Genomic DNA, 14102 nt, shown 5'->3' with positions numbered 1-14102 from the left:
CCACGGCGTGGCACTAGAGAGCGCATCCTGTGACGGCACGAAGCAGCGACAGCACCCGGGAGATCCCGGAGGCGACCGTGGCCCGGCTCCCGGTCTACCTGCGCGCGCTCGTCGCGCTCGGGGATCAGCAGATCAGCGTCTGCTCCAGCGAGGAGCTGGCCTCCGCGGCCGGGGTCAACTCCGCCAAGCTGCGCAAAGACCTCTCCTACCTGGGCTCCTACGGCACCCGCGGCGTCGGGTACGACGTCGACTACCTGCGCTACCAGATCGCCCGGGAGATCGGCGGCACCCAGGACTGGCCCGTCGTCATCGTCGGCATCGGCAACCTGGGCCACGCGCTGGCCAACTTCTCCGGCTTCCGCAGTCGCGGCTTCCGCGTCGTCGGCCTGCTCGACGCCGATCCCGCGATGGCGGAGAAGAGCGTCGCGGGCATCCCCGTACGCCCCTTCGCCGACCTGCCGGCGATCGCCACCGAGCACGGCGTCGCGATCGGCGTCATCGCGGTCCCGGCGCTGGCCGCACAGGGCGTCGCCGACGCGCTCGTCGCCGCCGGCATCACCAGCATCCTCAACTTCGCCCCGATCGTGCTCTCGGTCCCCGAGGGCGTCGACGTCCGCAAGGTCGACCTCTCCATCGAGCTCCAGATCCTGGCGTACCACGAGCAGCGGAAGGCGGTGCAGGCGCTGTGAGCAAGCGAAGCGAGCGAACCAGCCCATACCGTGCGACATGTGCCTCCTGCGCGCCCGGAGCGCGGTGCCGCATGCCCTGGGGAGGACGGGCATGAGCATTCTGGTCGTCGGTATCTCTCACAACTCGGCGCCGGTCCAGCTCCTCGAGCAGCTCGCGATCGACAACGACGGGCTGCAGAAGCTGGTCCAGGACGTCGCGCACTCCGAGCACGTCACCGAGGCCGCGGTCATCGCGACGTGCAACCGGCTCGAGGTCTACTCCGATGTCGACCGCTTCCACGGCTCGGTCGAGCAGCTCTCCCGCCTCCTGGTCGAGCGCGCCGATCTCACGGTCGAGGACGTCCTCCCGCACCTCTACGTCCACTACGACGACGGCGCGGTCTCGCACCTGTTCAAGGTGACCGCCGGTCTCGACTCGATGGCGGTCGGCGAGAGCCAGATCCTCGGCCAGGCGCGAGCCGCGCTCCAGCTCGGCCAGGAGCTCGGCACCGTCGGCCCCGCCCTCAACACGCTCTTCCAGCAGGCCCTGCGGGTCGGCAAGCGCAGCCACGCCGAGACCGACATCGACAAGGCGGCCCCCTCGCTGGTGACAGCAGCGCTCGAGCGCGCCCGTGACACCGTCGGCGAGGTCCCCGGCCTGCGCGTCGTGGTGCTGGGTGCCGGCGCCATGGCCGGCCTCGCCACCGCCACCGTCTCCCGGATGGGCGCCGGGGAGGTCGTCGTGCTCAGCCGCACCGCCGAGCGCGCCGACCGGCTCGCGACCGAGTACGGCGCCCGTGCCGCCTCGATCGGCGCCCTCGCCGACGAGGTCGCCCGTGCCGACGTCGTGATCGCCTGCGCCGGTGCCCGCGGCCATCTCGTCACGCCCGAGATGATCGGCGACCGACCCGTCGCCCTCATCGACCTCGCACTCACCCGCGACATCGACCCCGCCTGCGACGAGGTCCCCGGCGCCGACCTGATCGACCTGGCCACCCTCGCCACCGACCTGCACGCCTCCGAGGCCGGCCAGGAGGTGGTGGCCGTACGCGGCATCGTCTCCCAGGAGGTGACGGCGTTCCTCGCGGCCCGCCGCCAGGCCCAGGTCACCCCGACCGTCGTCGCACTGCGCACGATGGCGACCAACGTGGTCGAGGCCGAGATGGCCCGCCTCGACGGCCGTCTGCCCGGGCTCGACGCCGCCACCCGCGACGAGGTGCTCCGCGCCGTGCGCCGGGTCGCGGACAAGCTGCTCCACGAGCCGACCGTCCGGGTCAAGGAGCTGACCAACGAGGGCGGCGCCATCTCGTACGAGCGCGCCCTGGCCGAGCTCTTCGCCCTCGACCCGCAGGCCGTCACCGCCGTCACCCGACCCGGCATCGGGGAGGTCGCCGAATGAGCGCCCCGCGTCCCGCCCTTCGTCTGGGCACCCGTCGCTCCCAGCTGGCGATGACCCAGTCCGGGCACGTCGCCGACATGATCCGCGCCCGCGGGCACCAGGTCGAGCTGGTCGTGATCGTCTCGGAGGGCGACCTCACCCAGGCGGCCGGCACCCCGATCACGAGCTCGACCCCGACCGGCGTCTACGTCAGCGCCCTGCGCGACGCGCTGCTGGCCGACGAGATCGATCTCGCCGTGCACTCGCTCAAGGACCTGCCGACCTACCCGCACGACGGCGTCGCCCTCCCGGCGATCCCGCCGCGCGAGGACCCCCGCGACGTGGTCGTCGCCCGCGACGGTCTCACCCTCGCCGAGCTGCCCGCGGGCTCCCGCGTCGGCACCGGCTCGCCGCGCCGGGCGGCCCAGCTGCACGCCCTCGGCCTCGGCCTGGAGATCAGCGGGGTGCGCGGCAACGTCGACACCCGGATCGGCAAGGTCACCAGCGGCGCGTTCGACGCGGTCGTGCTGGCCCGGGCCGGCATGGCCCGGATCGAGCGGACCGCCGAGATCACCGAGGTGCTCGACCCGCTGCAGGTGCTTCCCGCCCCCGGGCAGGGTGCGCTCGCGGTCGAGTGCCGGAGCGACGACGCCGAGCTGCTCGCGCTGCTCGGTGCGCTGGACGACGCGCCCACCCGCGCTGCGGTCACCGCCGAGCGCGCGGTGCTGTCGACCCTCGAGGGCGGCTGCGCCGCCCCCATCGGTGCCCTCGGCGAGGTCGTCGAGGGTGAGGACGGCGCGGAGCTGTGGCTGCGCGCGGTGGTGCTGTCGGCCGACGGTGCGGTGGCGATCCGCCGCTCCGCCTCCGGCCCGGTCGCGGATGCGGCCGGCGTGGGGGAGCGGCTGGCGCAGGAGATGCTCGCGGACGGGGCCGCTGAGCTGTGACGTACGACGTGATGGACATGGGCAGCGGCGCATCCGGTGTCGAGGCTCCCGAGCAGGAAATGGTGCACAGGGCATGAGCAACAAGAGCCCCAAGAGCGGGCAGAGCGAGCTGGGCTGGGTGTCGTTCGTCGGCAGCGGGCCGGGTGACCCCGACCTGCTGACGATCCGGGCGGTCGAGCTGATCCGCCAGGCGGACGTGGTCGTCACCGAGGCCCCCGAGCACGCCGGCCTGGTCCGCGCGCTGCTGGGCCTCACCGAGGAGTCCGAGGGCGGACCCGAGTTCGTCGACGGTGGCTTCGGCGAGGACGGCCAGCCACTCACCCACGCCGCGCGTGCCAAGGTCGTCGTCAAGCACGCCAAGAAGGGCGGCCAGGTGGTCCGCCTCATGGTCGGCGACCCGTTCCTCTACGCCTCGGGGCCGGAGGAGGCGCAGGCCTGCGCCAAGGCCGGCATCGGCTTCGAGATCGTCCCCGGCGTCTCCTCGGTCACCGCGGTCCCGGCCTACGCCGGCATCCCGCTGACGACCAAGGACCATCGCGAGGTCGCCGTGGTGACCTGCGGCGAGAAGGTCGACTGGGCCCGCTACGGCGACGAGCGCACCCTCGTCCTGCTCTCGGGCGTCGGCCTGATCGGCGAGATCGCCGCCGAGCTCATCGCCGCCGGCCGCAAGCCCGAGACCCCTGTCTCGGTCACCCGCGTCGGCACCACCACCGAGCAGGCCACCCTGACCTCGACGCTGGCCGGCATCGCCGCCGACGTCCGCGCCGCCCGGATCGCCCCGCCGGCGATCATCGTGGTCGGCAAGGTCGTCGACCTGCGCGACGCACTGTCCTGGTTCGAGACCAAGCCGCTCTTCGGCTGGCGCGTCCTCGTGCCGCGCACCAAGGAGCAGGCCCCGGCCCTCTCCCAGCGGCTGCGTGCCTACGGCGCGGTGCCCGAGGAGGTGCCGACCATCTCGGTCGAGCCGCCGCGGAACCCCCTCCAGATGGACAAGGCCATCCGCGGCCTCGTCGAGGGCCGCTACGAGTGGATCGCCTTCACCTCGGCCAACGCGGTCAAGGCGGTCAAGGAGAAGTTCGACGAGTACGGTCTCGACGCGCGTGCCTTCTCCGGCCTCAAGATCGCGGCTGTCGGCGACAAGACCGCCGCGACGCTGCTCGAGTGGGGCCTGCGCCCCGACCTGGTGCCGGACGCCGAGAACCAGTCCGCCGCCGGCCTGCTCGACGTGTGGCCGGAGTTCGACGAGGTGATCGACCCGATCAACCGCGTCTTCCTGCCGCGCGCCGACATCGCGACCGAGAACCTCGTCGCGGGGCTCATCGACCTCGGCTGGGAGTGCGACGACGTCACCGCGTACCGCACCGTCCGGGCCGCCCCGCCGCCGGCGCCGACCCGCGACGCGATCAAGACGGGCAAGTTCGACGCTGTCGTCTTCACCTCGTCCTCGACCGTGCGCAACCTGGTCGGCATCGCCGGCAAGCCGCACGCCTCGACGATCATCGCCGCGATCGGACCCGCCACCGCGAAGACCGCGGAGGAGCACGGCCTGCGGGTCGACGTCCTCGCCGCGTCCCCGTCGGTGGAGGCGCTCACCGAGGCGCTCGCCGACTTCGGCGCCGCGCGCCGGGTCGCGATGCTGGAGTCCGGCCAGCCGGTCACCAAGCCGAGCGAGCGCAAGCCGACCGGTCGGCGTGCGCGAGCCAAGTAGTCGCCGGGGTCTCGATACGCCCCTCGTTCCTCGGGGCTACTCGACCAGCGGTTGTCGGTCGAGGAGGCCCGAGGGCAGCGATCTCGGAGGTCGAGTAGCGAGCCAGCGATCTCGGAGGTCGAGTAGCGAGCGCCAGCGAGCGTATCGAGACCCGTATCGAGACCCGTCCGGACACCAGCACAGCCGATCGGAGAAGCAGATGACACAGATCCAGCGACCCGTTGTCCGTCCGCGTCGGCTGCGTGCCACCCCGGCGCTGCGCCGTCTGGTCGCCGAGACCTCCGTCGAGGCGCGCCAGCTGGTGCTGCCCGTCTTCGTACGGGAGGGCATCGACACGCCGGTCCCGATCAGCTCGATGCCGGGCGTCGTGCAGCACACCCGCGACTCGCTCAAGGCCGCCGTCACCGAGGCGGCCGAGCTGGGCATCGGTGGCGTGATGCTCTTCGGCGTGCCGGCGTCGAAGGACGCCACGGGCTCCGGCGCGATCGACCCCGACGGCATCCTCAACGTCGCCATCGCCGACTGCGTCGCGGAGGTCGGTGACGCGCTGCCCGTCATGGCCGACCTGTGCCTCGACGAGTTCACCGACCACGGCCACTGCGGCGTCCTCGACGCCCGCGGCCGCGTCGACAACGACGCCACCCTGGAGCTGTACGCCGAGATGGCGCGCGTCCAGGCCGCGGCCGGCGTCACCGTCGTGGGCCCGTCGGGGATGATGGACGGCCAGGTCGGCGTGATCCGCTCGGCCCTCGACGCCGCCTCGCACGAGGACGTCGCGATCCTGGCCTACTCCGCCAAGTACGCCTCCGCCTTCTACGGCCCGTTCCGCGAGGCCGTCGACTCCTCGCTCCAGGGCGACCGGCGCACCTACCAGCAGGACCCGGCCAACGGACTCGAGGGCGTGCGGGAGGCGCTGCTCGACATCGAGCAGGGCGCCGACATGGTGATGGTGAAGCCGGGCCTGCCCTACCTCGACGTGCTGCGCCAGGTCCGCGACGCGGTCGACGTCCCGGTCGCCGCCTACAACATCTCCGGTGAGTACTCCATGGTCGAGGCCGCCGCCGAGCGCGGCTGGATCGACCGCGAGGCCGCGATCATCGAGTCGCTGACGGCGTTCCGCCGCGCGGGCGCTGACATCGTGCTGACGTACTGGGCGACCGAGGCGGCACGGCTCCTCGGTCGCTGATCCTTCCCCTCCCGAGCGTCGGGCGAGGCGGGTCCGGCGCCCGACTGTGGCGGACGGACCGAACGGGGCCCGAAGCGGGCGCTTGCGAGCGTTACGCCCACAGTGCCTCTTCCCCGTGCTTCGCTCGTATGCCCGCGAGGGTCCCGGGCGGGCCGGCCGCCGCAGGCGGTCGAGGAGTCAGAAAATGTGGGTCGAGTGGTCATTCTCGACCCGCGACAAGTGACCTCTCGACCCGCGAGAAGTGACCTCTCGGCGTGCTACTTCGAGCCGCCGAGGAGCCCCCCGAGCAGGCCGGTGAGGAGACCGGTGAGGCCGGAGACCACGTCGGTGACGGCCTTCTCCGCCTGCGGGAGCGTCTTGCCGGTGAGCTGGTTGACGCAGGTGGTGAGCGCGTCGGGGACGGCTGTCGCGGGGTTGGAGACGCCCTTGCTGATGAGGGCCTGGGTGCAGACCTGGGTGAGCTCGGCGACCGAGGCGACCGTGTCGGTGACCGCCTGGACCGGCTTCTCGATCGCCTTGGTGATCGGCTCGGCCGGGTCGGCGCTCTTGGACGGCTTCGACGACGGGGTTGCGGCCGGGGTGGCCGCCTCGCTCGTGGACGTCGAGGTCGGGGTCGGCGTCGAGGCAGCGCGGGTCGGCGCCGCCTGGTGCTCGGTGTGCTTCTTCGCGTGCTTGGGGCCCAGGTAGGTCGACGGGGTCAGGTAGGCCGCCGGGATCGTGTAGTTGGGCACCGAGGAGTAGTCGCCGGCGAGGTAGGCGTTGGCGACGCCGAGCACCGTGTCCACGTACGACTGGCTGTGGTTGTAGCGGTAGACGGCCCGCTCCTCGCCGGCCATGGTCGACAGGTCGTCACTGCCCGAGCAGAGGTAGACGGCGGCCGCGAGGGCGGCGTCGTTGATGTCCTGCGGGTTGCGCTTGCCGTCGCCGTCGGCGTCCACGCCGACGACCGACCAGGTCGAGGGGATGAACTGCATCGGGCCGACCGCGCGGTCGTAGCTCTGGTCGTGGTCGTAGGAGCCGCCGTCGGTGTCGGCGATCGCGGTGGTGCCGCCGGACCCGTCGAGCACGGGGCCGAGGATGCCGGGGGTGGCGATGCCCTGCGTGGTGAGGGTGTTGCCGTCGGCGCGGCCGTGGTTCGACTCGATCCGGCCGATCGCGGCGAGCAGCTGCCAGGAGAGGTTGCAGGTCGGGTCGGCCTTGTCGATGACGCTCGCGGCGCGCTGGTAGGCGGCCAGGGCGGCGGCCGGGATGCCGGAGCTGTCGGCGCTGGCGATGATCTGCTGTGCCTGCCCCGGGGCGACCGAGGTGCCGGTGCCGGTGGCGGGACTGCCGACCGTGGCCGGGGCGTCGATCGCGTCCGCGGGCACGGTCGTGCCGCCCGTGCTCGACTGCGGCGTGCCGGTGGCCTCGGCGGAGCCGGCGCCCAGGCCGGTCAGGCTGATGGTCCAGGCCGCGGACAGCGCGGCCAGCGGCACGAGCGCGGCGGCCTTCTGGGCCTTGCCGAAACGAGCGGTCATCTCACTTCTCCCTACTCCGTCGCACGGGTTCGTACGACTGCGTGCTCCCTCACGTGATCGGCCCAACGAGACTACCCACGGGTTAGTTACGCTCGTCACGTTTTCTGGGACGGTTCCCCGAAGGGCGCTCCTCATATCCAGGAGACGCCCGCTCGGAGCGGTCATGAAGCCCTTTGCGCCATGTCTGCCCGATCGATACGGGGCGATGGCCCGGTTGGGCGGCTCTCAGGTTGCTGAGTGACAATGACGCGGTGTCCTACGACCCGCTCGGCTCCCTACCCGCTTCCGAGGCGCTCTTCGCGCGCGCGAAGGCGGTGACGCCGGGCGGGGTGAACTCTCCGGTGCGAGCGTTCAACGCGGTCGGCGGCACGCCGCGCTTCATCCGCTCCGCTCAGGGCGCCTGGCTCACCGACGTGGACGGCAATCGCTACGTCGACCTGATCTGCTCCTGGGGTCCGATGCTCCTGGGCCACCAGCACCCCGAGGTGATGGCCGCGGTGAGCGCGGCGATCGCCCGCGGCACCTCGTACGGCACCCCGACCGAGCCCGAGGTCGAGCTCGCCGAGGAGCTGGTCCGGCGCGCCCCGGTCGAGGAGGTCCGCTTCGTCTCCAGCGGCACCGAGGCGACCATGTCCGCGATCCGCCTGGCCCGCGGCTTCACCGGCCGCGACGTGGTGATCAAGTTCGCCGGCAACTACCACGGCCACGTCGACTCGCTGCTGGCCTCGGCCGGCTCCGGCCTGGCCACGTTCGCCGTCCCGGGCACCCCCGGCGTCCCGGCGAGCAGCACCGAGCTCACGATGGTGCTGCCGTACAACGACCGGGCCGCCGTCGAGGCCGCCTTCGCCGAGCACGGCGAGCGGATCGCCTGCCTCATCACCGAGGCCAGCCCCGGCAACATGGGCGTCGTCCCGCCGCTGGTGGAGAACGGGGTGGGCTTCAACGCCTTCCTGTCCGAGATCTGCACCCGGCACGGCGCGCTCTTCATCTCCGACGAGGTGATGACAGGCTTCCGGGCCAGCCGCGAGGGTCACTGGGGCCTCGACGGCAAGGTCGAGGGCTGGACGCCCGACCTGGTCACCTTCGGCAAGGTGATGGGCGGCGGCTTCCCGGCCGCCGCGTTCGGCGGTCGCGCCGACGTGATGCGCCGGCTCAGCCCGGAGGGCCCGGTCTACCAGGCCGGCACCCTGGCGGGTAACCCGATCGCCACCACCGCCGGCCTGACCACCCTGCGCCTGGCCACCGACGACGTCTATGCCCACATCGCGAAGGCCGCCGAGGCGGTGAAGAGCGCTGCGAGCGCGGCGCTCACCGAGGCGGGCGTGGCCCACGTCGTGCAGAGCGCGGGCACCATGTTCTCGATCTTCCTCGACGATCGGCCGGTGACCGACTTCGACGGCGCGAAGCGCACCGACGAGAAGGCGTACGCCGCCCTCTTCCACAGCATGCTCGACCAGGGCGTCTACCTGCCGCCGAGCGCGTACGAGGCGTGGTTCCTCTCCTCGGCGCACGACGACCAGGCCGTCCAGCAGATCATCGACGCCCTGCCGGCAGCGGCTCGCGCCGCCGCGAGGGTCTCGACAGGCTCGATCACCGAGACGGGCTCGACCACCGAGCGCTCGACCACCGAGGAGAAGACCCAGTGAGCTCCGCGTCCTCCGAGACGATCGTCCACCTGCTGCGGCACGGTGAGGTGCACAACCCCGAGGGCATCCTCTACGGCCGCCGCGACGGGTTCCACCTCTCCGAGCTCGGCCTGAAGATGGCCGACCGGGTCGCGGAGGTCATCGGCGGGCGCGACATCACGCACATCCGCTGCAGTCCGCTGGAGCGGGCCCAGGAGACGGCGCGGCCGCTGGCCACGGCCCGCGAGCTCGAGATCGTCACCGACGCCCGGGTGATCGAGAGCGAGAACTGGTTCGAGGGCAAGCGGTTCAGCCCCGGGGACAACGCGCTGCGCCACCCGAGCGCCTGGGTGAAGCTGTGGAACCCGCTGCGGCCCAGCTGGGGCGAGCCGTACAAGGCGATCGTCGAGCGGATGATGGCCGCCGTGCACGACGCGCGGATCGCGGCCGAGGGCCACGAGGCCGTCGTCGTCTCCCACCAGCTGCCGATCTGGACCACCCGCCTGGCCGCGGAGAAGAAGAGCTTCCTGCACGACCCGCGCAAGCGGCAGTGCACGCTGTGCTCGCTGACGTCGTTCCACTTCGTCGGCGACCGGCTCGAGCGGGTCTCCTACAGCGAGCCCGCCGGCGACCTGATCCCGGAGAAGGACCGGCGCGCGCCGTTCTCCGCGGGTGACGCTCCCGAGGAGCTGCGTCCCTGACATGCTCCACCGCCTCTTCCCCCACCCTCGTCGTCGGTCCGCACTGGCCGTAGCGCTCGTGGCACCCCTCGTGGCGCTGCTCGCGGGCTGCGGCCTGGAGGGCACCAACCCGGGCGGCTTCATCTCGGGCAACGGCCAGGTGAGCACGTACGCCGAGGCCGACCGTGGCGACCCCGTCGCCCTCTCCGGCGACCTGCTCGACGGCAGCACCTTCGACCCGGCCTCGACGGCCGGCAAGGTCACCGTGGTCAACGTCTGGGGCTCCTGGTGCGGTCACTGCCAGATCGAGGCGCCGTTCCTGCAGGAGGCGCACGAGAAGCTCGGCGACCAGGTCGCCTTCCTCGGCATCGACATCCGGGACTCGGCGTCGGCGTCGGCGTCGGCGTTCGAGCAGTCGTACGGCATCACGTACCCGTCGCTGTACTCGTACGACTCCAAGGTGCTGCTCTCCTTCCCGCGCAACCGCGCGCCCGGCTCCACCCCGGTCACCTACGTGCTGGACACCAAGGGCCGGGTCGCGGCGATGATCCGCGGCCAGGTGCCCTCGACGCTCACCCTCACCGAGACCGTGGCGTGCGTGCAGGACCCCAACGGCCAGGGGTGCCAGAACGGTGAGTAGCTGGTTCTCCGAGACCGCGGGCTCGGGCTCGCTGGTGCTGGCGATCCCGGTCGCGCTGATCGCCGGGCTGGCGTCGTTCCTGTCGCCCTGCGTGCTGCCGATGCTGCCCGGCTACCTCTCGTACGCCACCGGACTCTCCGGCGCCGAGCTCGCCGCCGGCGACGTCCGGCGCAGCCGGATGCTGCTCGGGTCGATGCTCTTCGTGCTCGGCTTCTCCGTCGTCTTCGTCGCGCTCGGCGTGGCCACCGGCAGCCTCGGCTTCTGGTACATCGAGCACAAGGTCGTCGTCGACCGGGTGCTGGGCGTCTTCACCATCCTGATGGGCCTCGCCTTCATCGGGGTGGTGCCGTGGCTGCAGCGCGACGTCCGGGTGCACAGGGTGCCGGCGGTGGGACTCCTCGCCGCGCCCCTGCTCGGCTTCCTGTTCGGCCTCGGCTGGACCCCGTGCGTCGGCCCGACGCTGGGCGTCATCGACGGGCTCGCCGCCACGTCCGGCACGGCTGCGCGCGGCGGCGTGCTGCTGGCGTTCTACTCCCTCGGACTCGGGCTGCCGTTCATCGTCTTCGCGGTGCTGTGGCGCCGTGCGCTCGGTGCGCTGGCGTTCCTGCGCCGCCACCAGCGCTGGGTCACCCGCGTCGGCGGCGTGATGCTGATCGTGGTCGGTCTCGCGCTGCTCACCGGCTGGTGGCAGTACAGCCTCGACTGGCTGCAGATCAACCTCGTCGACCACTGGTCTGGAGTGAACCTGTGACCGATCTCGACAAGCCGACGCTGGCACCCCAGCGACCCTCGGCGCCGACGGTCCGCGAGATGACGGCGCGCGAGCTGGCCCGCTGGGCGTGGCGCCAGCTCACCTCGATGCGCACCGCGCTGATCCTGCTCCTCCTGCTCGCGATCGCGGCCGTGCCGGGCTCGCTGATCCCGCAGGAGAACATCGACTCGGTCAAGGTCACCAACTGGCAGGCCGCGCACACCACGCTGACGCCGATCTACCGCCGCCTCGGCCTGTTCGACGTCTACGGCGCGCCGTGGTTCGCCGCTGTCTACGTCCTGCTGATGATCTCGCTGATCGGCTGCATCGTGCCGCGCCTGGCCGTCTACTGGCGCGGCCTGCGGGCCCAGCCGCCGGCCGCGCCGCGCAACCTGCTGCGGATGCCGGACGCGACCTCGTACACGACCTCCGAGAGCGTCTCCGAGGTGACGTCGCGCGCCGAGGCGCTGCTGCGGCGGAAGCGGTACCGGCTGCGCCGGGTCTCGACAGGCTCGACCTCCGACCGCTCGACCTCCGCGGGCATCGGCGAGGTCGCCGCTGAGCGGGGCTTCCTGCGCGAGGCCGGCAACCTGCTCTTCCACTGCGCCGTGATCGTGGTGCTGGTGGGCTTCGCTGTCGGCTCCCTGTTCGGCTACAAGGGCGGCGTCATCGTCCTGGTCGGCGACCAGTACGGCTTCTCCAACGAGCTCACCCAGTACGACGACTTCGCTCCCGGCAGCCTCTTCAAGAGCGGCCAGCTCAACTGGTTCAACCTTCACATCCACGACTTCCACGTCGACTGGCTGACGTCGGGTCCGCGGCAGGGGATGGCGAAGGGCTTCAAGTCCCAGATCCAGTACCAGGATGGACCCGACAGCGCGACCAAGACGTACGACCTCGAGGTCAACCACCCGCTCGACATCGGGGGCACCGAGGTCTTCCTGATCGGCCACGGCTACGCCCCGGAGATCACCGTCCGTGACGGTGACGGCAACGTCACCTACTCCGGCCCGACGATCTTCCTGCCGGAGAACCAGAGCTTCCTCTCCTTCGGGGTGGTCAAGCCGCCCGCCGGCCAGATCTCGATGCAGGGCCTGTTCTACCCGGCCGAGGTCACCCTCGGCGGGGTGCCGCAGAACATCACCGGCGACATCGGCGACGGCTCGGCCGCGATGCTCTCCCTCCAGGTCTGGAAGGGCGACAACGGCATGACCGAGAGCGAGCAGTCGGTCTACACCCTCGACACCTCGCGGATGAAGAAGGTCAACGACACCGGCGGTCGGGCCTTCAACCTGCGGGTCGGAGACACTGCGGATCTTCCCGGCCACCTGGGCACGGTCACGTTCGACGGCATCGACCGCTGGAACAAGCTGCAGATCAGCCAGACCCCGTTCAAGCACGTCGCCCTCGGCGGTGTCAGTCTGGCCCTGCTGGGCCTGATGGGGTCGCTCTTCATCCGTCCGCGAAGGGTCTGGGTTCGTGCCCGGGAGACGGCGGATGGCACCCTGGTGGAGGTCGCCGTCCTCGACCGCTCCGGCAACGACGAGGTCGACGCCGTGGTCTCCGGCCTGGTGGCACAGCTGCAGGGCCGCACAATGGAGGAAGATTCATGAGCGTTCACGAGTGGGAGCTGCTGAGCAACCGCGCCATCGCCACGGCGGCGGTGCTCTACTTCCTGGCGCTGCTGAGCCACCTGGTGGAGTGGTCCGCGCTGATCGGGCGGCGTCGGGCGGGGCGCGCGATCGCTGGCCGTACGGCCGACGCGACGGTGCTTGTCGGGTCGGGACCGGTCTCCTCACTCGAGGGGCCCGACGCGGTCGAGGCACAGGTCGACGACGCTGGGGCCGACGACTCTGGGGCCGACGACTCTGGGGCCGACGACGCCGAGGACCGCTCGGAGCGGGTCGCCATGTTCGGTCGCCTGGGCTACCTGCTGACCTGCATCGCCGCGCTCGCGCACCTCGTCGCCGTGGTCTCCCGTGGCCTCGCCGCGCACCGGGTGCCGTGGGGCAACATGTACGAGTTCACCGTCACCGGCACCTGCATCGTCGCGCTCGCCTACGTCCTGCTCTACGCCCGGCTGAAGCTCGCCTGGATGGCCCCGGCCGTCGTCGGCTTCGTCCTGGTCGTCCTGATGGTCGGCGTGCTGGCGCTCTACGACCCGGTCGAGCCGTTGACCGAGGCGCTCAACTCGTACTGGCTGGTCATCCACGTCTTCGCCGCCTCGCTGGCGACCGGCGCGTTCACCCTGGGCGGGATCGCCTCGATCATCTACCTGATCAAGCGCCGTCGCCCCGACACCACCAGCGGCTGGATGTCGCGCGTGCCGGCGCTCGCCACGCTCGACCGGACCGCCTACCGGATCCACGCCTTCGGCTTCGTGCTGTGGACCTTCGCGGTCCTCATCACCGGCCCGATCTGGGCCCACCAGGCCTGGGGCTCCTACTGGAACTGGGACCCCAAGGAGGTCTGGGCGTTCATCACCTGGGTCGTCTACGCCGGCTACCTCCACGCCCGCGCCACGGCCGGCTGGAAGGGCCGCAACGCCGCGATCCTGGCGGTCGTCGGCCTGGCCACGCTGTGGTTCAACTTCATCGGCATCAACTACTTCTCCACGACGTCGCAGCACTCGTACGCGGGCCTTCCGGACCACGCGCCGACTCGGGTCGTCACGCACACCGCCGGTACGGTGACCGCGTGAAGGAGTTCGTCGTCTACACCCTGCTGCGACTGGTCCTCCTGGCCGCCACGTTCGCGATCGTCGCCGGGATCTGGGCCGCCTTCGCCGGCAACCTCGACTGGGTCGTGGTGCTGGTGATCTCGCTCGTCGTCAGCGGGCTCGCCTCGTACAAGCTGCTCAACGGACCGCGCGCGGCGTTCGCCCACCGGGTCGAGGAGCGCGCCGCCCGTACGGTCACCGCGTTCGAGGAGATGAAGGCCAAGGAGGACGCCGAGCAGCCGGCCAACAAGGGCACCGAGGACTGATCCTCGACCCTCAGGGCATA

13 protein-coding genes are annotated in these 14102 nt (G+C 71.5%); 12 read left to right on the top strand and 1 reads right to left on the bottom strand.

What is annotated here, in order from left to right; all coding sequences use genetic code 11:
• The first annotated feature begins 29 nt into the window (after nucleotides 1-29).
• The 5 genes from ACZ5L9_RS04560 (at nucleotide 30) to hemB (ending at nucleotide 5884) form a co-directional block, all read left to right on the top strand.
• Nucleotides 30-689, top strand: a complete 660-nt coding sequence (locus tag ACZ5L9_RS04560; RefSeq protein ID WP_464534349.1) for a redox-sensing transcriptional repressor Rex — start codon at nucleotides 30-32, stop codon at nucleotides 687-689.
• A 91-nt stretch (nucleotides 690-780) separates the two neighbouring features.
• Nucleotides 781-2067, top strand: coding sequence for a glutamyl-tRNA reductase (locus ACZ5L9_RS04555; RefSeq protein WP_464534348.1), 1287 nt, complete (start codon nucleotides 781-783; stop codon nucleotides 2065-2067).
• Nucleotides 2064-2990, top strand: a complete 927-nt coding sequence (gene hemC, locus ACZ5L9_RS04550) for a hydroxymethylbilane synthase (protein ID WP_464534347.1) — start codon at nucleotides 2064-2066, stop codon at nucleotides 2988-2990. Before ACZ5L9_RS04555 ends, hemC begins: the two co-directional genes overlap by 4 nt.
• A 73-nt stretch (nucleotides 2991-3063) precedes the next feature.
• Nucleotides 3064-4698 carry a bifunctional uroporphyrinogen-III C-methyltransferase/uroporphyrinogen-III synthase gene (locus ACZ5L9_RS04545; RefSeq protein WP_464534346.1) on the top strand — a complete coding sequence of 545 codons (1635 nt, stop codon included), beginning with the start codon at nucleotides 3064-3066 and terminating at the stop codon, nucleotides 4696-4698.
• A 199-nt stretch (nucleotides 4699-4897) separates the two neighbouring features.
• On the top strand, nucleotides 4898-5884 hold the full coding sequence (hemB, locus tag ACZ5L9_RS04540; protein WP_464534345.1) for a porphobilinogen synthase: 987 nt from the start codon (nucleotides 4898-4900) through the stop codon (nucleotides 5882-5884).
• Nucleotides 5885-6141: 257 nt separating this feature from the next.
• Here the strand turns inward: hemB and ACZ5L9_RS04535 are convergent, their stop codons facing one another.
• Nucleotides 6142-7401, bottom strand: a complete 1260-nt coding sequence (locus ACZ5L9_RS04535) for a lytic transglycosylase domain-containing protein (RefSeq protein ID WP_464534344.1) — start codon at nucleotides 7399-7401, stop codon at nucleotides 6142-6144.
• Between the two features lie 251 nt (nucleotides 7402-7652).
• On the opposite strand from ACZ5L9_RS04535, the gene hemL reads away from it, so the two are divergent.
• Genes hemL through ACZ5L9_RS04500 form a run of 7 tightly spaced genes read left to right on the top strand, consistent with a single transcriptional unit; the run spans nucleotide 7653 to nucleotide 14082 of the window.
• The gene (gene hemL / locus ACZ5L9_RS04530; RefSeq protein WP_464534343.1) at nucleotides 7653-9047 is read left to right on the top strand and encodes a glutamate-1-semialdehyde 2,1-aminomutase; all 1395 of its coding nucleotides are present in this window, start codon (nucleotides 7653-7655) and stop codon (nucleotides 9045-9047) included.
• Complete coding sequence (locus tag ACZ5L9_RS04525; RefSeq protein ID WP_464534342.1) at nucleotides 9044-9727, top strand: histidine phosphatase family protein; 684 nt, start codon at nucleotides 9044-9046, stop codon at nucleotides 9725-9727. The genes hemL and ACZ5L9_RS04525 overlap by 4 nt, the downstream gene beginning before the upstream one ends.
• 58 nt (nucleotides 9728-9785) lie before the next feature.
• Entirely contained in the window at nucleotides 9786-10346 is a 561-nt protein-coding gene (locus ACZ5L9_RS04520; RefSeq protein ID WP_464534341.1) for a TlpA disulfide reductase family protein, read from the top strand.
• Complete coding sequence (locus ACZ5L9_RS04515) at nucleotides 10339-11097, top strand: cytochrome c biogenesis CcdA family protein (protein ID WP_464534340.1); 759 nt, start codon at nucleotides 10339-10341, stop codon at nucleotides 11095-11097. The genes ACZ5L9_RS04520 and ACZ5L9_RS04515 overlap by 8 nt, the downstream gene beginning before the upstream one ends.
• Nucleotides 11094-12710 carry a cytochrome c biogenesis protein ResB gene (gene resB, locus ACZ5L9_RS04510; RefSeq protein WP_464534339.1) on the top strand — a complete coding sequence of 539 codons (1617 nt, stop codon included), beginning with the start codon at nucleotides 11094-11096 and terminating at the stop codon, nucleotides 12708-12710. Before ACZ5L9_RS04515 ends, resB begins: the two co-directional genes overlap by 4 nt.
• Nucleotides 12707-13798 carry a c-type cytochrome biogenesis protein CcsB gene (gene ccsB / locus ACZ5L9_RS04505; protein ID WP_464534338.1) on the top strand — a complete coding sequence of 364 codons (1092 nt, stop codon included), beginning with the start codon at nucleotides 12707-12709 and terminating at the stop codon, nucleotides 13796-13798. The genes resB and ccsB overlap by 4 nt, the downstream gene beginning before the upstream one ends.
• Nucleotides 13795-14082: a DUF4229 domain-containing protein gene (locus ACZ5L9_RS04500; RefSeq protein ID WP_464534337.1), complete on the top strand. Its 288-nt coding sequence runs from the start codon at nucleotides 13795-13797 to the stop codon at nucleotides 14080-14082. Before ccsB ends, ACZ5L9_RS04500 begins: the two co-directional genes overlap by 4 nt.
• The last annotated feature ends 20 nt before the right edge of the window (nucleotides 14083-14102 follow it).

Source organism: Nocardioides sp. JCM 18998, assembly GCF_055391535.1.
The sequence above is the reverse complement of the archived record's forward strand: the minus strand, read 5'-3'. Positions and strand labels throughout refer to the sequence as shown.